At 29.1% G+C, this 20,689-nt stretch carries 8 protein-coding genes, 1 other RNA gene and 1 riboswitch; all 9 genes read left to right on the top strand.

Annotated elements, in window-relative coordinates; all coding sequences use genetic code 11:
- Positions 1 to 288 precede the first annotated feature (288 nt).
- Positions 289 to 372: riboswitch (cyclic di-GMP riboswitch) on the top strand.
- 175 nt (positions 373 to 547) lie between these two features.
- Entirely contained in the window at positions 548 to 7,906 is a 7,359-nt protein-coding gene (locus tag HCG76_RS16530; protein WP_221701354.1) for an NPCBM/NEW2 domain-containing protein, read from the top strand.
- Positions 7,907 to 8,190: 284 nt separating this feature from the next.
- On the top strand, positions 8,191 to 9,162 hold the full coding sequence (locus HCG76_RS16535) for a PfkB family carbohydrate kinase (protein ID WP_221701355.1): 972 nt from the start codon (positions 8,191 to 8,193) through the stop codon (positions 9,160 to 9,162).
- Positions 9,163 to 9,164: 2 nt separating this feature from the next.
- Positions 9,165 to 10,592: a glycoside hydrolase family 32 protein gene (locus HCG76_RS16540; RefSeq protein ID WP_221701356.1), complete on the top strand. Its 1,428-nt coding sequence runs from the start codon at positions 9,165 to 9,167 to the stop codon at positions 10,590 to 10,592.
- 424 nt (positions 10,593 to 11,016) lie between these two features.
- Positions 11,017 to 12,351 carry a magnesium transporter gene (mgtE, locus tag HCG76_RS16545; RefSeq protein WP_221701357.1) on the top strand — a complete coding sequence of 445 codons (1,335 nt, stop codon included), beginning with the start codon at positions 11,017 to 11,019 and terminating at the stop codon, positions 12,349 to 12,351.
- A gap of 107 nt (positions 12,352 to 12,458) precedes the next feature.
- A complete protein-coding gene (locus HCG76_RS16550; protein ID WP_221701358.1) occupies positions 12,459 to 13,136 on the top strand; it encodes a response regulator transcription factor in 678 nt (225 codons plus the stop codon).
- A complete protein-coding gene (locus HCG76_RS16555) occupies positions 13,126 to 14,535 on the top strand; it encodes a sensor histidine kinase (RefSeq protein WP_260458172.1) in 1,410 nt (469 codons plus the stop codon). Before HCG76_RS16550 ends, HCG76_RS16555 begins: the two co-directional genes overlap by 11 nt.
- 455 nt (positions 14,536 to 14,990) lie before the next feature.
- Positions 14,991 to 15,346: a transfer-messenger RNA gene (gene ssrA, locus HCG76_RS16560) on the top strand.
- A gap of 606 nt (positions 15,347 to 15,952) precedes the next feature.
- Positions 15,953 to 16,735, top strand: coding sequence for a hypothetical protein (locus HCG76_RS16565; protein WP_260458173.1), 783 nt, complete (start codon positions 15,953 to 15,955; stop codon positions 16,733 to 16,735).
- A 53-nt stretch (positions 16,736 to 16,788) separates the two neighbouring features.
- Entirely contained in the window at positions 16,789 to 20,571 is a 3,783-nt protein-coding gene (locus HCG76_RS16570; protein WP_221701361.1) for an LPXTG cell wall anchor domain-containing protein, read from the top strand.
- Positions 20,572 to 20,689: the final 118 nt, after the last annotated feature.

Consider the following 20,689-nt stretch of genomic DNA (forward strand, 5'->3'; position numbering starts at 1 on the left):
GCAAAAGGGAGGATTCGAATTCGAATCCTCCCTTTCTTATTCGGCTAGTATCAAAAGTTATTTTGATACAGCCCCTTCTTTTTTTATTATTAATATGAAGGTATGAAAAGAATAAAATCATAATAAGTGGAAAATTTCATTGTTTATAGGAAATTTATGATTTAAAAGATGAAAAATAAAACATTTTTTACTTTAAGTCATTAAAATAATATATAATTTAATTAGTAAAGTATTTTAATTATTATATAAAAAATAATATTAAATAGTAGATATTTGATATTATTTTAAAATTCTATATGGCAAACTTAAAGAAATTTAAGGACGCAAAGCTATAGGGACTAAGGAAAATTTCTATGTCAGCCAGTTGCCAAAGGGTACATTATGCTTTTTGTTTTAAGTAAATAAAGTTAATTATTATATGTAAATATAAAACTTTTACTATATATTTTAAACTATATTATTACTTATGTATTTTTTAGCTACTCTTTAGGGAGTAGCTTTTTTTAATGTACTTCTCTTGGGAAATAATATTTCGGGGGGAAAATAAATGTTAAAAAGAAAATTATCTACACTAATTTTAGCTGCAACAATAACAAATTTAGTAGCTACACCTGCTAATGTATTTGCAGAGACAGTAATACAAAATGATATTATAAAAGCTAATGAAACTGTTGAGGAAGCTGAAAGTAAAAAAGCTACTGTAACTAAATTTAGCTTATATGGTAGTGATTTATTAGAAAGTTATAATGAAGTATTTAAAATGGATAACTCTAATATCGAATCCATAAGTAATAATGGTGGGAAGTATGCAAGTAGTACTATAGACAAAGCTGTAGATGGAAATTTCAAAACTCATTGGGAAACAGGAAATCCTAATAATTCAAGTTTTACTAATGAGGTTATAATTAATTTAAAAGAGACAACTACATTAAATAGGATAGTTTATGCAGCAAGACCAGATGCAGGGGGAAAAGGCTTTGCTGAAGAATTTGAAATATATGCATCTAATGATGATAGTGATGAATTCCAATTAGTAACTACTGGAGGATATAAGAGTTCAACAAGAGATGTTATAGAAATAAGATTTGATGCAACTGAATTTAAGAGAATAAAGTTTGTATTTAAAAAAGCAAACCAAGATTGGGCAAGTGCATCTGAATTTATGTTTTACAAGGAAGATAACATAATAGATAAAATGAATAATATATTCACTAATGAGTCAAAGAATGAATTAAGTGAGAATTTTAATACATTAGAAAAATTAGAAGCTTTTGATTTAGAAGCAAGTACACATCCTTTATATAGTGAAATAGCAGAAGATATTAACAATGCTAGAATAATATTAGAAGGAAAGAAATTGGAATTTACAGAGGCTAAGGTATCTAACTTTAAGTCATTTAGTGATGAAAGATTAGCTAGTTATGATGAATTATTCAAGGTACCATTAGAAAAAGTTACAAGTATAACAACTAATGGAGGACAGTATTCTTCTAATGCTATAGCAAGGGCAATGGATGGAGATGTAAATACTAATTGGCATTCAGGAAAACAGAATACATCTAGTCATACAAATGAAGTAATAATAACTTTAAATGAGCTAACTACAATAGATAGAATGATGTATACAAGCTTAGTTTCAAGAGGTTTTGCACAAGAATTTGAGATATATGGGTCTAGAACTTCAGAAGGAGATACTTTTGAAAAAATATCATCTGGGTCTACTAGCATAACAACAAAAAACACTTTGCAAATAAAATTCAAAGAGACGGAAGTAAGAAGAATAAAATTTGTATATAAAAAGGGATATGAAAATTGGGCTTTAGCCTATGAATTTGGTTTATATATGCCAGATGAATTAGATCAAAAGATGGATATATTATTTACAAATGAAAAAATGAATGAGGTTAATCCAGAGTTCGGAACTGTAAAAGCTATTGAAAATTTAATAGAAGAAGTTAAGGGTCATCCTTTTGAAGATGAGTATATTGAAAAGTTAAATATAGCAAAAGAACTAGTGGAATTTGGGGCAATACAAAGTGGAACTGCCAATGTATCTAAATTTGAACCATTTTATACAGATTACATAAATGAGTATGATGATGTATATAGAGTTAAAAATTTAAGTATAAGCAATAATGGAGGGCAATATGCTAGTTCTTCAATAAAGTATGCAATAGATGAAGATGCGAATACTCACTGGGAAACAGGAAATCGAAACAGTGATACATTTAAGAATGAAGTTATATTAACTTTAGAAGAATCAGAAATAATAAGTAGATTAACTTATAAATCTAGAGTTAGTACAAAGGGATTTGCGGAACAATTTAGTATATATGTATCACCAGTTGCTACAGGAGAAAATTTCCAAAAGGTAACTGAGGGAAACTATACAGTAACTAGTGATATGTTAGAAATACAGTTTGAGCCTACTAAAGCGAAAAGAGTAAAATTTGTATTCGATAAAGCAAAGGAAGATTGGGCATCAATTTCAGATATAAGAGTATATAAAGAGGATTCAGTATCTAAGAAAATAAAGGGGTTATTTACCAATGGATTAATGGATACTGTTTCAGAAGAATTTAATACTATAGAAAAACTAACAGCATTTGAAGGTGAGATAAGCAATCATCCATTAGCTCCTATTTATTTAAAGGATATACAAATGGCTAAGGATGTTGTAAATGGTACACTACAAACTGTTAAAACTGTTGTAGCAGAGCAGTATGGAGATAGAAATGCACATGCAAATAGCAATTTAAAGTTTGGGTTTGGTAATAATAATCAACCTACAGGAGTAGTTGCTAGACCAGGTGAAATAATAACGGTATATGTTGATGCAGAACCAGGACAACCATTACCACAGTTAATGTTTTCACAACAAGAAGGAAGCTTTGCAAGTTGGGGAAGAACAGTAAGTTTACATGTTGGTAAAAATGTAATAACTGTACCTGCAGTAAGTCAAAATGATGGATGGTATAGACATGATGTAACTCCAGGAGGACCTGTATATATAGTAAATCCTTATACAGAAGAACAACAAAGTAAAGCTCCAGTTATAAGATTTGCATCTGGGTGTGAGCAGTTCCCGATGATGGATAAAAATACTGATGAGCAAGAATTCCTAGAACTTTTAAAGGATTATAAAGCAAGAGTTGATGAAGATAAAGTGAATAATCCAGATGTAATGGATAGAAAAATGATAGATGTTGTAGAGGTTGTTTCAGAACATTTAGTATTTACTGGGACTGCAACAGGAGCATATGAGGCATATATAAATCAAGAATTTGGTCCAATGAATACTATAAATATGTATAATGACCATATGGATATGGTATTTAATTATTATGGTTTAGATGGTAGTAATGAAAAGAATGACATTAAGTATACTAGAGAAAATATAAGACTTGCTCAACCATTTGGATATATGTATGCAGCTGGTGGACATATAGGTGTTCAAGGTGATGTAATGGTAGGTATGTTAACAACTGTAGGTGGTTGGGGTGTTGACCATGAAATGGGACATAAACTTGATGTAGGAGTAAGATGTATAGGTGAAGTTACAAATAATATGATACCTCAAAATTCATCTTATTATTATAATAAACCGGATAAGCGAATACCATTTGAAAGTCATGTTTTCAAGAATGTTATAGCAACTAATAGTAATAGTTATTATAATGGTGGGTATTTTGAAAACTTAGCTGTTTATTGGCAATTAGAGATGATATATCCAGGTTATTGGGGAAAATTAAATAAGCAATACAGAGAAAATAATGTAGTTTTAGATCCTGAAAATTCAGGAAATGATAAGTTAAATCAATTAGCTAAATATTCTAGTATAGCTTTAGGATTAGATTTAAGTGAACATTTTGAAAGACATGGCTTCTGGGTTTCTGATGAAACAAAAGAGTTATTAAGTCAATATTCAAAGCCAGATAAAAAAACTTGGTATGCTAATTATGACTATATAGAGTATAAAGGTGAAGGATTTAATGGTAATCCAGAATTAAGCATTAATGTTCTTAAGGAAAATGAAAATGTGAAATTAACATTTAGTGTTAATAATGAGTATAAAAATGATGTATTAGGTTATGAAATATTTAAAGATGGTGAATTAATAGGATTTACTTCAACTAATAGTTTTATTGATACAAACTCTAATATTGGAGAGTCTGTAAACTATACTGTTGTGCCTTATGATAAGAAGCTAAATGCAGCAGAAGAAGTTGTAGTAAACTCTTTAACTCCAAATTTAAGCTTACAACAAGAGTCAATAAGTATAAAACTTAGAGAAGAATTTAATCCGATGGATTTAGTTAAAGCATTAAGCTATAATGGTGAAGACATAACATCAAATGTAATTGTAAGTGGAGAAGTAAATATAAATGAAAAAGGAACTTATCCAGTAGAATATGCTATTACTGATAATGGAGTAGTTGTTACAAAAACTGTAAATGTACAAGTAGTAAGTGATTATGAATATTTATCAGATACAGCTTGGACAAAAGTAGAAACTCAAGAAGGAACTCCAAGAAGAAACTCTAATATAAAGGGTAGAGTAAATGGAGAAGTAAAAGAGTTTGAAAAAGGATTTTCAATACATGCAAATGGTACAATAACTTATGATTTATCAGATGGAGAATATGATAGCTTTGAGGCTTTAGTTGGAGTTGATAACAAAATAGCACCACAAGATCATTCAAGTGTAAATTTTGAAATATTAGGTGATGGTGAAGTTTTAGCCCATAGTGAAGTTCTAAAATATGCAGATAATATGGTATATATAAGTGCACCAATTAAAGGAGTAAAAGAGTTAGTAATAAAAGTTGCTGATGGTGGAAACGGAAGAACTTGGGATCATGGATTGATAGCTAATCCTAAATTAATTAAAAATAATATGAAACCAGTTATTGAAGCTGAAGATAAAACTTATAAATTAGGAGAAGCAGTAGATTTTAATGAAGGTGTAACTGCAATGGATATTGAAGATGGAGATTTAACATCAAGAGTTGAAATAATCTCAAATAATTATGAGGAAGGAAAACTAGGCAGATTCGAAGTTACTTATAGAGTTACTGATAGTGATAATAATGTAGTTGAAAAAACTTCATATATAACAGTATATGAAAACTTCTTAGTTAACAAATCAAAGTATGGTAAATTTAATAATTTAGAAGCATATAATGATGAATTTAAAATACCAGTAGCTTCAATAACTAATAATGCAGGTAATTATGGAAACAGCGCAAATAGTGCAATAACTAATGCCATAGATGGTAATATAAACACATATTGGGAAACAAATAGAGAGAATAGTATTTCATTTAAGAATGAAGTTATAGTTGATTTAGGTGAAAATCAAGATATTAGCAAAATGGCTTATGCAGCAAGAAGAGATGCTTATTATAAGGGGTTTGCTAATAAGTTTGAAGTATATGTTTCAAGTGAAGCTGAAGGAGATAACTTCATATTAGCTGGAAAGGGTGAATATACTTCAGGCAATGGAGATGTTGTAGAGGTTAGTATAGAAAGAACTAATGTAAGAAGAGTTAAATTTAAATTTATTAATGTTAATGGAAATTGGGCTAGTTTAAGTGAAATATCATTCTATAAAGCAGATGAGTTGTCAGATAAGATCACAAAGGAATTATTTACTGACAGCAATAAAACTGAAGTTAGTGAAAACTACAATACTTTAGAAGAGTTAAATGCATTAAGAGAAGAAGTTAGCTCTCATCCAGCAAGTGAACTTTTCCAAGCTGATTTAAATAGAGCAGAAGAAATTATAAGAGCTAAGTTCCCAACATTAACTGTAGGTGAAACAGAATATGTTAAGTTAAGAAGTGAATATAACTTAATGTCATCTGTAAATGCAAATGACCAAGAAGATGGTGATATAACTAATAAAGTAGTAGTTAACTCAAATGGCTTTACAACTAATAAAGCTGGTGAATATAAGGTATCATATACAGTAACTGATAAAGATGAAAATACTGTTACTGTAGAAAAAACTATTGTAGTCTATAGTGATTCTGAGCATTTATCAGATATTGAATGGAGTTCTGCGAGAACTGATTATGGAAATGTAAGAAAAGACCTAGCTTCAGGTGGGGCTAAGATTAAATTAAGTGTAAATGGTGAGGAAAGAGTATTTGATAAAGGTATTGGAACTCATGCAAATTCAGAAATAGTTTATAACTTAGAAGGTAAAAACTATGAGTATTTCGAAACTTATGTTGGAATAGATAGAAACATTCAGAAGCAAAATAATTCAAGTGTAATATTTAAGGTTTATGCTGATGGTAATGAAGTTTATAATAGTGGAGTAATGAGATGGGCAGATGATGCTAAATTAGTAAGAATTCCATTAGAAGGAGTATCTGAGTTAAAGCTTGTTGCAAATAATGCAGGAAATGGTAATACATCAGACCATGCTAACTTTGGTGATGCTAAATTCTTAGTATTAAATGCAGTACCAAAACTTAATATACCAAAATCAGTATCTACAAAAGTAGGAAATCCTATAGAGTTAAATGAAGAATATTCTGCAAGTGATGCTGAAGATGGGGATTTAACAGATAATATTGAAGTAGTAGGAGAAGTTAATTTTAATAAAGCAGGAAAGTATGAATTAACTTATAATGTAACAGATTCTGATGGGAATACAACTACAAAAACAAGAACTATTGCAGTAGTTGATATGAATGATTACACTTACCTAACAGAATATGATTGGAATTCAACTAATAACAGTTATACAGCTCCAAAGAAAGATATATCAATAAGTGGAAAGACTTTAAGATTAACAGGTGAAAATGGAGAAGAAATATCTTATGAAAGAGGTATAGGAGCACATTCAACATCTACTATAACTTATAATTTAAGTGATAAGGATTATGCATATTTCACTTCATATGTTGGTGTAGATAGACAAATGCATGGAACTGTTGGATCTGTAAGTTTTGAGGTTTGGGTTGATGGTGAAAAGAAATTTGATAGTGGATTAATGACATCAAAAGATGCTCAAAAATATGTTGAAGTAGATATTAATGGAGCTAAAGAGCTTAAGCTTGTAGTAACTGATGGTGGAAATGGTAATGGTTCAGACCATGCTACATGGGGAGATAGCAAATTACATTTTGCAAATAATGAAGGTATTGAAATAAATAGAGCAGAATTAGATACATTAATTGAAAGTGTTAATAACTTAAATAAAGATATTTATACTGAAGAAAGTTTTAATAATTTACAAAGGGTTTTAGAAGAGGTTAATGTAGACTTAGCTAATGGATATACTCAAGAAGAGGTTAACAACTTATTTATTAAATTAAATGAAGTATATGAAGCTTTAGAAAAAACTGTTGATTTATCAGAAGTAATAAATATTCCAGATGAATATTTAAAGGAAGCTATTAAGTCACAATTAAATATATTAGGGAATAATATTACTATAGGAGATATGTACAGCCTTACTAAGTTAGATGCAAATTATAATAGAATTAGTAGTTTAGAAGGGTTACAATATGCTAAGAATTTAGAATCATTAAATGTGGAATATAATGAAATAAAAGACTTATCACCACTTAAAAAACTTGAAAAATTAACCAACTTACAAGCTATGTATCAAATTATATCTGTAGGTAGCCTTTATAAACAAGATAATAAAATAACTGTAAGCTATGATGTTATAAATAAAGCTGCTGATGTATTAAATCCAACTCAAATAATAGTTAGAAATAATAAAACCCTAGAAGATACAACTCTTAATATAGAAGAATGTATAGATGAAAATGGAGTAATATCTTTTGATACAACTGAATTTGATTCATGTGTTCATACTTTGTATTTAGTGTATGAAGATAATAATTATATGGTACAAGCTATATATATGTTTGATAACAGATAAATAAAAAATTCAAATAGATACCTATATTATTTAGTAATAATAGGTATCTATTTGTTTTAAAATAATATTTTAATTTTCATTATAATTACTAAATATAAAATTATATGATAAAAAGCAGTATATTTCTAATAAAAAAATATAGACTAACAAAAGATAAATGATATAATATTTTCATAAGTATAAAAATTTGATAAATGAGATTATATGCAAAGTATAATTATAGGAATATATTTTTTTATTAAGTAGGGGAACATTCCCACATATAATTTAAGGAGAGGATAAATATGAAAAAAGTAATTTCAATCGGAGAAGCTTTAATTGACTTTATTCCACATGAAAAGGGAGTAGCTTTAAAGGAAGTAAGTAGCTTTTTAAGAGTGGCAGGAGGAGCACCACTTAATGTTGCGGCTGCTGTTTCAAAGTTAGGTGGTAAATCACAAATGATTACTAAATTAGGTGTAGATGGATTTGGAGATCATATTTTAGGAGAAGTTAAGCCTTTAGGAGTAGATGTTTCAAAGGTTTTAAGAACTAAAGAAGCTAATACGGCCTTAGCTTTTGTTTCATTAAAAGAAGATGGAGAAAGAGATTTTTCATTCTATAGAAATCCAAGTGCAGATATGTTATTGAATGCTTCAGAAATAGAAGAGGAAGTTTTTGAAGAAGATGGAATACTACATTTCTGTTCAGTTAGTTTAATAGATGCACCAATTAAAGAAGCTCATAGAAAAGCTATAGAGTTTGCTAAAAAGCATAACTGTATAATCAGCTTTGATCCCAATGTTAGATTACCATTATGGGAAACTCCAGAAGCTTGTAGAAAAGCAATATTAGAATTCTTACCATTTGCAAATATAGTAAAAATAAGTGATGAAGAATTGAAATTTATAACTGGAATATCAGATGAAAGTGAAGCTTTAAATTTCTTATTACAAGGAGATGTTAAAGTTATAATATATACAAAAGGAACTAATGGGGCAGAATTTATAACTAAGGAAAGAAAAATATTCTCACCATCATTTAAGGTAGTAGCTCAAGATACAACTGGAGCAGGAGATTCATTTATAGGATCATTTTTATATCAAGTTGCTGAAGAAGATAATACTTTAGAGAGCTTAATTAATTTACCAGAAGAAAAGGTAAAGGAAATATTAACTTTCTCAAATGCAACAGCTGCTTTAACAGTATGTAAAAGAGGAGCTATAGGAGCTTTACCAACTAAAGAAGAAGTTTTAACTTTAGCGCAAGGGAGATAGTTATGTTAAGAACTAATTTTGATAAGAAAATAAATGAGTGTATGAGTAATCATTTAGATTCAGTTAATAATGATAAATGGAGAAATAAATATCATATAATGGCACCAATAGGATGGATAAATGATCCTAATGGATTATGTGAATTTAATGGAGAATATCACTGCTTTTATCAATATTCACCATTAACACCAATGGGAGGATTAAAGTTCTGGGGACACGCTGTTTCTAAAGATTTAGCTAATTGGGAAGATAAAGGTGTAGCTTTATATCCAGATATAAATGAAGATAAAGATGGAGTATATTCAGGGTCAGCTTTTGTTAAGGATGATACAATTTACTTCTTCTATACTGGGAATGTAAAGCATCAAGGAGAACATGATTATATATTAACTGGAAGAGAGCAAAATGTTATCTTAGTTACTAGTAAAGATGGTATAAACTTCTCAGAAAAGAAGGTTCTACTTAGAAATGAAGATTTCCCAGCAGATATGTCTCTGCATGTTAGAGATCCTAAGGTTTGGGAAGAAGATGGAGCTTATTATATGGTTCTAGGTGCTAGAACTAAAGATGATAAAGGGTGCATTTTATTATATAAATCAAATGACCTTTATAATTGGGAACTGAATTCAGTACCAGCAGGAAGGTTAGATAATATGGGTTATATGTGGGAATGTCCAGATACATTTAAATTAGATGGTAAAGATGTATTAATGTTCTCACCACAAGGTATGGAAGCAGAAGGATATAATTATAATAATGTATATCAATGTGGATATGCTTTAGGAAGCTTTGATGATAATAAACAAGAACTTAAGATTGGAGAGTTTGTTGAAATAGATAGAGGTTTTGATTTCTATGCTCCACAAACTTTTGAAGATTCTAAAGGTAGAAGAATAGTTATAGGATGGATGGGAGTGCCTGATGCAGTTGAACATAAAAATCCAACTATAGATAATTTTTGGCAACATCAATTAACCATTCCTAGAGAATTAGTTTTAAAGAATAATAGGGTATATCAAATCCCTGTTGTAGAATTAGAAGCATTAAGAAAAGGCGAGTCAGTTAAAAATAATGTTTCATTAAATGAAGAAACTACTTTAGATATCTTTGAGAGCAATACATTTGAATTAAATATTAAATTTGAAAATTCTAATGAATTTGAAGTTGAACTAAGAGAAGATTGTAAGCTTTCATTTAGTAATAAATTATTTAAGTTACAACTTGGAAAATCAGGTTATGGAAGAGATATGAGAGCAGTTGAAATTGAATCTGTTAACGCTATAAGAATATTCTCAGATAATTCTTCTTTAGAAATATTCTTAAACAATGGAGAAGAAGTGTTTAGTACTAGAATCTATAATGATTCAGTAGATACTGCTTTGAAATTAAGAGGAAATGGTTCTGCTATAGTAGAAAAGTGGAACTTTTAAAATAATTCTTGATACTATTAAATTAACATGTATAATTGAAATAAGGGAATTCTGAAATAGTTTAGGCTTTTACCACCATAGAAGTTTATTTGGGAATTCTAGAACATTTTCAACAATAATTCATAATATATACTAAGGTATATATTAAAGATGGTAAGGTTTATGATAGCATAGGTCTTATCATTTTTTTTTGCACTTAATTATATTGTGTAGCCAAGCTCATAATTTCTCCACAATTGTTTTATATAATTAACAGGTAGATTAAAAAAGGAGCGTGATTTATATGGATGATATACCCCTAGAAAATAAGAGATTAAAAATATTTAATGGGCTAAGTAGTTCATATATATAGCAAATATGAGTTTATTCTCATTGATTCTTATCAAATAATTTTGTTTACATATGAACTCTATAGGAGGTAATTATGGCAAAAGAATTATTAAGAATAATTAGAGATAAGAATATTAGTGAGTTAAGTAAAGTATTACAACGCATGAATCCTGTTGATATTGCAAAGAGCATGGAGGAGTTAAATGATAAATCTTTATTAGTAGTATTTAGATTATTAACTAAAGATACATCTGCTGAGGTTTTTTCATATTTAGATAAAGAATCTCAACAAAAGATAATTGAATTAATCACAGATGATGAAGTAAAAGAAATAATTGAAAAGCTATTTTTAGATGATACTGTTGATATCATTGAGGAGTTACCAGCGAATATAGTAGGTAAAATAATTTCAAATACATCATTAGAGAAAAGGCAGTTAATAAATCAGTTTTTAAAATACAAAGAAGATTCTGCTGGTGCTATTATGACCATAGAATTTATAGATTTTAAAGAAAGAATGACTATAAAAGAGGCTATAGATTATACAAGAAAAACTGGTATAAATAAAGAATCATTAGATAACTGCTTTATAATTGATGGACAAAGAAGATTAAAGGGAATTATTTCATTAAAAGATTTAATTTTAAGTGATGAAAATATGTTGCTTTCAGAAGTTATGGAAACTAATATAGTTTTAGTTAAAACTTTTGAAGATCAAGAGAAGGTAGCAGAATTGTTTAAAACTTATGATTTACTTTCTATGCCAGTAGTAGATATTGAAAATAGATTAGTAGGAATAATAACAGTAGATGATATTGTAGATATTATTGAGCAAGAAAATACAGAAGATTTTCAAAAAATGGCGGGGATGGAACCAAATGAACAGCCATATTTAAAAACTCCGGTTTTAACATTAGCAAAAAATAGAATTGTATGGCTTTTAGTATTAATGGTATCAGCAACAGTTACTGGATCAATAATACAAGGATTTGAAGAGGTTCTTCAATCTGTAGTAATACTAGCGTCCTTTATTCCTATGTTAATGGATACTGGTGGTAACTCAGGGTCTCAATCATCTACATTGGTTATAAGGGGACTAGCTCTTGGAGAAATTACTACAAAGGATTTTTTTAAGGTAATATTTAAAGAGTTTAGAGTAAGTATTATAGTTGCTACTGTTTTATCTATTGTAAACTTTTTAAGACTATACTTCTTTACTAGTGCAGATCTAATGATTTCATTTACTGTATGTGCTAGTTTATTCTTTACAGTAATATTAGCAAAAGTTGTAGGTGGGATTTTACCTATAATATCAAAAAAACTAAAATTAGATCCTGCAATAATGGCAAGTCCACTTATTACAACAATAGTAGATGCTTTTGCATTGGTAGTTTATTTTGGATTTGCAAAATTACTTTTAGGAATATAATATTAATAAAGAGTTGCCCTTAAGATATACTTATAGGCAGCTCTTTAAATATTATAGTAAAAAGGATAATCATAATACTAAGAGAAAATGTTTTTAAGGAGATTAGTATGGTTAATATATTAATAGTTGATGATGAAAAGAAAATATGTGAATTTATAAAAGCTTTTTTAGATAATGAAGGTTATTATACAGAGGTTGCTTATGATGGAGATAGTGCTATAGATAAGTTAAATTCAAAAAAGTATGATTTATTAATATTAGATAGAATGCTTCCAGGCATAAGTGGAGAAGAGATATGTAAATATATAAGAGATAAATCTGATGTTCCTATAATAATGTTAACAGCTAAAATAGAAGATGAAGATAAGATTGATGGATTTAAGCTAGGTTGTGATGATTATATTTGTAAGCCTTTTAACATAAATGAATTAATATTAAGAGTTAAAGCTATTTTAAAAAGGGTCAGTAATTTTGGTGATAAAGAAATAATAAGTTATGGTGATGAATTAGAAATAAACACTTCAACTCATGAGATTAAAGTTAGAGGAGAAGAAGTAATTTTAACTAACACAGAATATAAAATATTACTTATATTAACAAATAATCCTAAGAAAATATATTCAAGGGATAAATTATTAGAAAGTACAATTGAAGGATATTATGAAAAAGGTGATAGAGCTATAGATAGTCATATAAAGAATTTGCGTCAAAAAATAGAAATTGACTCTAGAAATCCTAAAATAATTCAAACTGTATATGGGGTGGGATATAGATTTGGACTATAAAAATAAATTAAAATCAATAAATAGTAAGCTTATACTATCTTTTACTTTTATTATGATTGTAACAATTATTGCTATAAGATTTTTTGTGAATACAAGCTTTAAAGGATCATTTCAAAAGTATGTTGATGATAGTAATAAAACGGAAATAAATCATTTAATTGAATTTGACTTGAAAAGTATATATGCAAATAATACATGGGATATTGATCTTATAGAGAGTTTAGGAGTAGATGCAATAAGAAAGGGAATTGCTATTGAAATATATGATGAAAATAATAATAAAGTATGGAGCGTATTTGAAGATGAAAAGGTATTATCAGACATTACTTTAAGTGAAGTAAGTGAGAATATTCAAAGTATAGAAAAGAAGTGGAATAATTATTTTGAAGAATATAAAGTTGATGTTAGTGATATTAATGGGAGTTTAGTTGGATATGCCTATATAGGACATTATGCTTCTACTTATTATATGGAGAATGATGTTCAATTTTTTAATGCTGCCAATAGAATTATAATAATAATAGGTGTTATTTCTATAGGAAGTATTATTATAATTTCAATAATAATATCTAAATCTATAGCTAATCCTATTTCTAAGGTTTTAAAGATGACAAAAGTTATAGGTGAAGGAAATTATAATAGAGAGCTAACCTATAAGAGCAATATAAGTGAAATTGATGAGCTTATATATTCTATAAATAAGTTATCTAATGAATTAAATGAACAGGAAAATTTAAGAAAACAATTAACGGGCGACATAGCACATGAACTTAGAACACCACTTACAAGTATAAAGGGACATTTAGATGCAATTGTTGCAGGTATTTGGGAACCAACTAATGATAGACTTAATAGTATAAATGAAGAAGTAACAAGAATTACAAAGCTTGTTGATGAATTAAGAAAGTTAGCTATGTTTGATAGTGGAAAAAATAATTTAAAGAAAGAAGTAGTAAATTTAAAAAAATATATAGAAGGTATTGCTTATAATTATGAAGGGAAAGCTCTTGAAAAGAATATAGTAATCAAGTATCAATTAGAAGATTTAGAGGTGTTAATTGACAAAGAAAAATTTGCTCAAGTAATTATAAATATATTATCTAACGCTATTAAATATAATAATGGAAATGGTGAAATATATATTAAATGTTTTATGAAAGATGATAATTTTAATATAAGTGTTAAAGATAATGGTATTGGTATACCTAAAGGTGAAATTAAAAATATATTTGAGCGTTTTTATAGAGTAGATAAATCAAGAGCTTCTAATGAAAAAGGAATGGGTGTTGGTCTTACAATATCTAAGTCAATTATAAATGCTCATGGTGGAGAAATAAAAGTTTTTAGTGAAGTTAATAAGGGATCAGAGTTTATAGTTATATTACCTAAAGAAAAATAAGTTATGCACTTATAAACAGGCATTTGGGAAAAATATGAATTAAGATGTGGATTATTTTTTTTGTGATGTGGATAACTTTTTAAATTTTATCTTAAAAATAAAGTAGAGCCTAGCATCCGGCGAAGGACAAACTAGGCTCTACAAATAATTAGCACTTTACGTACCAACTGCTCATTTAGAATAACATCTTTCGACAATAAATGCAACACTTTTTATTTAAAAATAAGCTATTATAAATTATGAAATTTACTCATAAAAAATATGCCATATTTAGAATAATTACTTTAGAAAACAATAAAATTTCTTTTAAAAGAATAATATTAATAGTTTGGTAGAGGTTTAATACCATAGTTAAGTTGACAGTTGAAACTGTATGTTTTATAATAAAGTCACGATGTTAATCATCGATTGAAAATTTAATAGGGAAAAGCGTTTATGACCTATTATCCTAACATGGGGGCGTTTTGGCTTCGACGGGGGTAAGATGGGTTTGATAAGCGGGCCGAGTAAAGCATGGACGACTCGAAAATCAGCTATGCACTAAATATAAACGCAGAAGACAATTTTGCATTAGCAGCTTAATATAAGCTACTCATCAGTCCAGGATGCCTACGTCTTGGGTAGCTGGTGTCATTGAAGTAGGAAACGAAGTCTAGCAAAGCTTTGAGCTAGAGGGGTACTTATGAAGCTAGGGAATTAGGAGTTTGTTTGTGAGCGAACTAAGGACCGAAATTTTAGTCACAAACTACGCTCGTAGAAAGTCAGGCTGGTCTGCTTTCGGACACGGGTTCGACACCCGTCGCCTCCACCAAACAAAAACCGTACAGAAAATCTGTACGGTTTTACTACTTTATGGATATAAATTGATTATAAAAATCCATCTTAGATTTAAGCATTTCTTCAGAGTATATACCATTCCTAGGAGTTACAGATTTATATTTTTTTAATATTAATTCTGCTCTTTTTCTTTTGGTTTTAATAATTAGATATGGATAAATATCTTTAATTAGATTAATAGCATCATTGTATTTTAATTCATGGCTATAGCAGTCTCGATGTATTTCAGGATTATAATTTTTTTTACGAGCTATAATACCTTTTCCAAATGTTGTTTTAATCCATTTTAATAATTTAAGTGTAGTTGATGCTATTGATACACAAGGAGATGGATGTTCCTTTGTATGGAATTTTGAAGTATAACACTTCCTTCGCTATCTATTATTCCAGCTATATAAGTCTTTTCAGTTTTTGTCATATTAAAAGTACCATTACCTTTTTTATATTGTTATAAATGACAAGATAATTACTTTACAATTATTTACTTTATTGTATAATTGCAGTTAAGTAAACGATTAGATATAGGGCAATTGGAGGAGGTATTATGAAAATTAAGAAACCTTGGCTTGGTGTGTGTTTGTTGATACTGATTATAGCTACAGTGCTGTTGATAATAAGAGGGGTATCAGGGGAAGATGGGAGACAGAAAGTTACTACTGTTATACAGGAAGAAGAATTCCAGTTTTATAGTGATATTGTACAAAAAGAATATAAGGGTAAAGATGAAAATGAATTATATGAAAAGGTAGAAAAGTATGCAAGGGAAGTTTATGCACAGTTTGCATTAGGAAGGGAATATGGGTTATGTAAGCCTTATTCATATGAGTCATTGAAAATGGAAGTTGAAGCTGAAAATCAGCAGAGAAAAGCAAAAGATGATGCAGGAGAAGTTGTTTATGGAGTGCTTGAATATAGTACAGATGGATATCTTATATATACATTGAATAATTTAAAATTAAAGATTGTAGATTATCTTGTGAAAAATCATGATAATGATTTGGAAAAGGCAGCAAGAAAATATTTAGATAATAATCCTTATAAATTTCAAACTGTTGAAAATATTAAATATAGTTTGGGAGATGAAACGAAAACTGTTTCAAGATTGGATCTACCGACTCTAGAAAAGACAAATAGCGAGTTGTTTGAGTACTTGTACAATGGAAAAGAAGGAGATACATTTTCAATTGTTTTAGATGAAAAAGTACTGGATGGAGAAATTCTAAGTAAGGAAATAGATTTTGTTGATTTTGAGAAAGATAAACAAATTGTATTAAGGACATATATTTCAGATTTTTATTACTGGCAGCTAGTTGATGATATGGCAGAGACAAATCTGTTGGAATTTGAATTAAATAAGGAATAATATAAAAATGTTCCTGATTTAAGAATATATAAAAAATAGGGGGAAATCAAATTATGAAAGGAAAAACTATAAAACGTTTTTGGGCAGCTATTTTATCAATACTAATGGTAATAGTAATGTTTCCATCAGTTGATGGAGGCGGAGTCATTGTTGCAAATGCAGCATCTATCGTAACAAATGAGAATCTCTTAAAATACCCATCATTTGAGGAAGATGTTCCATTAGAGGAACATAATGACATTAATAAGGATAATAAGGTTGGAAATTGGTTCTATTTTCAAGATACGGTTAAGAAGGAAAGAGGGAATGCTCATACTGGAGATTGGTCGGTATCTCTTGAGAAGACAAATGATGCATTGGAACAAGATGTAGCAAATCTTCAGAAGGGTGCAACTTATAAAGTATCTGTTTGGGCAAAGAATACCAATCCAAGTGGAATTACTGCATACTTATGTCTAAAATACTATGGAGGAAATGAGAAGAAAGTATTAATTGATTCAGCAGAGTATAGAAAGTATGAAGTGGAGTTTGTATATACTGGAGATACATCAGGAAAAAATACTAGATCAGCAATTTGGATAGAAAGAGCAACAAGTGGTAATATTTATATAGATGATTGGTCATTTGAGATAGCAAGTAACTTAAAAAGCTTTAGTGTGGATAATGGTTCTTTAAAAGCAGAATATAAAGAGGGTTATACTGGTGAAATGAAGAGTTCAGATTTTGATATTTCTTATACATCTTCATTAGAATCAAACGTTACAAAGAAGTTAAATATTACAAACGAAAGTGTATCTGGAAATACCTTGACAATGAATTTTGATCCAATTGAAGCACAGCCTGTAGAACAAAATATAAAATTGATTGCAACGTATAAACCAAATAATCAGCCATTTATCGTAGACTTTAACATTGATGCATCTGGGGAGGAATATATAGATGCTAAACTAACAGAAATTTCAGCAGAAAATGGAACTGTAATAGCTAATTTTGATAAAGTTCCGATAGTTTCTCCAGTAAAGGATGATTTTACATTAGAGTGTAAAGTAAATGATGGAGAATTTGCTCCAGTTGAAATTAAGGAATTTGCTTACGATAAATTAAATAAAACAGTTAATTTAAAATTTCAAAAAATTTCAGCTGCAATTGAAAGTAAGAATGTTACAGTAAGAGCTACTTACAAGGATTCACAAAAAGATGCCAGTTTTGTAGTGGAACTTGGAAGTGGGATAAAATACTATGTAGATTCTCATGCAGGAGATGATTCTAATGATGGTATAAGTGAGGCTACTGCTTGGAAGACAATTGATAAAGTAAATACAGTTCTATTTCAACCAGGTGATCAAATTTTATTTAAATCAGGCGGAGAATGGACTGGGGCATTGAAACCACAGGGTTCAGGTGTAGATGGTGCTCCAATAGTAATTTCAAGTTATGGTGAAGGTAAAAAACCATTATTAAAACCAGGTGAAAATTGGACAATTTCACATATGAATATTGCAAATAAAATTGTACGTTCTCCAATAGTGAATAATGTAATTACATTTTATAATCAAGAGTATTGGGAAGTGAATAATCTTGAGCTATGGGATCCAACCTATGAACAAAACTCAAACACGAATGTATATCGTAGAGGAATTAATATTAGTGCTCAGGATGCAGGTGATCTTAACTATTTTAAATTCGATAATTTAACAATACATGGATTTAGAGGACCTATATCAAATGAAGGAAAGTCTTCTGGAGGAATTATTATGACTGTTATGACAGACTTGTATGATGCTTCGAAGAGAGTTCCAACAGCAGTACATGATATTAGCATAACAAATTGCGAAATGTATAACTTAGGAAGATCAGGAGTTAACTTTGTATCTCCTTGGACTACAAGAGAAGGAGATAAGTGGAACAAATATAGACCATTTGGATATAGAGGTGTTGGAGCTTGGAAACCATATGAAAACTTCCGTCTTAGCAATAATACAATTTATAATATTGATGGTGATGGAGCAATTATAGATGGATGTAAGGATGCAATTGTAGATCATAATACAGTATATCGTACAGTATATAATTGTTGGTATGGTGTAGGGTTATTTAATTGGAATTCAGATAATGTAATATTTGAATACAATGAAGTATATGAAGCATCACCAGCTGATTCTCTTCTTGGCGCAGGTGATGGACAAGGAATTGAAATTGATGCTTTAAATCAAAATACAATTGTACAATATAATTATTTGCATAATAATGCAGGTGGGGTATTTATGTGGTGCTGTACAGAGGATTTAAGAGGTTTTGATGGAGTTTTCCGTTACAACATCAGTCAAAATGATGGTGCAAAACATGGTATTATTGATTGGCGTCCTGGACACGAAGGAAGTATGGCTTACAATAACACAATATATCTAGATGATAGTATTGAAAGAAAATGGATGAACAACGGGTATACAGGTGGAAAAAGTGATGCGAAATTCTATAACAACATAGTTGTTAATAAAGGGAAAATGACAGCTGATTCTTTCAATGAACAAGAAATAGATTACGAAAGCAATATATTTATTGGTTTTGATAAGCTTCCTTCTAATGATAGTACTATAATTGAAGAAGATCCAATGCTTGTTGCACCTGGAACTGGTGGAAAGGGTATTGATAGTTTGGAAGGATATAAACTTCAAAGTAATTCTCCAGCAATTGATGCAGGTATTAATATTGAGAATAATGGTGGAAAAGATTATTTTGGAATACAACTTACTGATGGAAAAACAGATATTGGAGCATCAGAATATGTAGAATCAGAAGAGCCAGTAGAAGCAGATAAAACATTCTTAGGAATAGTTATAGATTATGCACAAGATAAAAAATCAGAAGGAGCATTGGAAGGTCTTATTCCAGTAGTGGTTAAAGAGTTTGAAGAAGCATTAAAAGAAGCACAAGAAGTTTTTGATAATAAAAATGCTACAGAAGTTCAAGTAGAATTAGCTTCAAAAAGATTAATTGATGCAATTCATATGCTAGAATTCAAAAAAGGTGATAAAACAGAACTTAAAAAATTAGTTGAAATAGTAAATGCTTTAGAAGAAGATAAGTATACAGCTTTAACTTGGGCTAAGCTTCAAGCAGAACTTATTGAAGCTAACAAAGTAATAGAAGATGAAAATGCAATGGAAGAAGAAGTTGCTAAAGCTTATGAAAACTTAAGCAATGCATTTTCTAGCTTAGAATTATCAGCTGATAAGTCTAAACTTCAGAAATTAGTAGATGAATTAGAAAATAAAGATTTATCTGAATATAGTCAAGAAACTGTTTCTAAATTTAATGTAGAATTAGCTAATGCAAAATCTATATTATCAAATAAAGATTCTACTCAAGTAGAAATAGATGAAGCTTATAATAAATTAATCAAAGCTTATCTTAATTTAAGATTAGTACCAGATAAATCTAAGCTTGAAGACTTAATAAACAAAGCAGAATTAATGGATACATCTAAATATACTAAAAAAAGTATTGAGAAACTTAATGTAGAATTAGCAAAGGCTAGGGCAATATTTAATAATGATGAAGCTACTGAAAAGCAAGTAGAAGAAGTAGAAAAGAGTTTAGAATCAGCTTTAGCTAACTTAGAATTGGCACAAGATGATAATGAAAACAATGGCAATACTGACAAAGATATTAATGAGGGGAATTCTGGAAATAATTCTACTAATACATCTAACAATGGAAATGGTAGTCACAATAGTAAATTACCAAAAACAGGAGGAACATCTTCTGTAGCAGTTGGAGCAATAGCACTATTAATTACTGGTGCAGGTGCAGTTTTAACAAGAAAGAAATTGTAGTTTTAGGAACAAATGATGAAATTCTTATGTTATAAAATTATATAATAATAGATTAAATGGGTCTGTCCCATTAGCAGATCAAATCTCTGATATGCTTCCCCTATAGTAGAGTAGTTAA

Source organism: Clostridium sp. K13, from assembly GCF_019734195.1.
Lineage (GTDB): Bacteria > Bacillota > Clostridia > Clostridiales > Clostridiaceae > Clostridium.

Excerpts from the sequence above, each read along its gene's own strand:
- HCG76_RS16550 (WP_221701358.1), top strand. The coding sequence starts at position 12,459 with ATGGTTAATATATTAATAGTTGATGATGAAAAGAAAATATGTGAATTT.
- HCG76_RS16530 (WP_221701354.1), top strand. The coding sequence starts at position 548 with ATGTTAAAAAGAAAATTATCTACACTAATTTTAGCTGCAACAATAACA.
- mgtE (WP_221701357.1), top strand. The coding sequence starts at position 11,017 with ATGGCAAAAGAATTATTAAGAATAATTAGAGATAAGAATATTAGTGAG.
- HCG76_RS16535 (WP_221701355.1), top strand. The coding sequence starts at position 8,191 with ATGAAAAAAGTAATTTCAATCGGAGAAGCTTTAATTGACTTTATTCCA.
- HCG76_RS16570 (WP_221701361.1), top strand. The coding sequence starts at position 16,789 with ATGAAAGGAAAAACTATAAAACGTTTTTGGGCAGCTATTTTATCAATA.
- HCG76_RS16540 (WP_221701356.1), top strand. The coding sequence starts at position 9,165 with ATGTTAAGAACTAATTTTGATAAGAAAATAAATGAGTGTATGAGTAAT.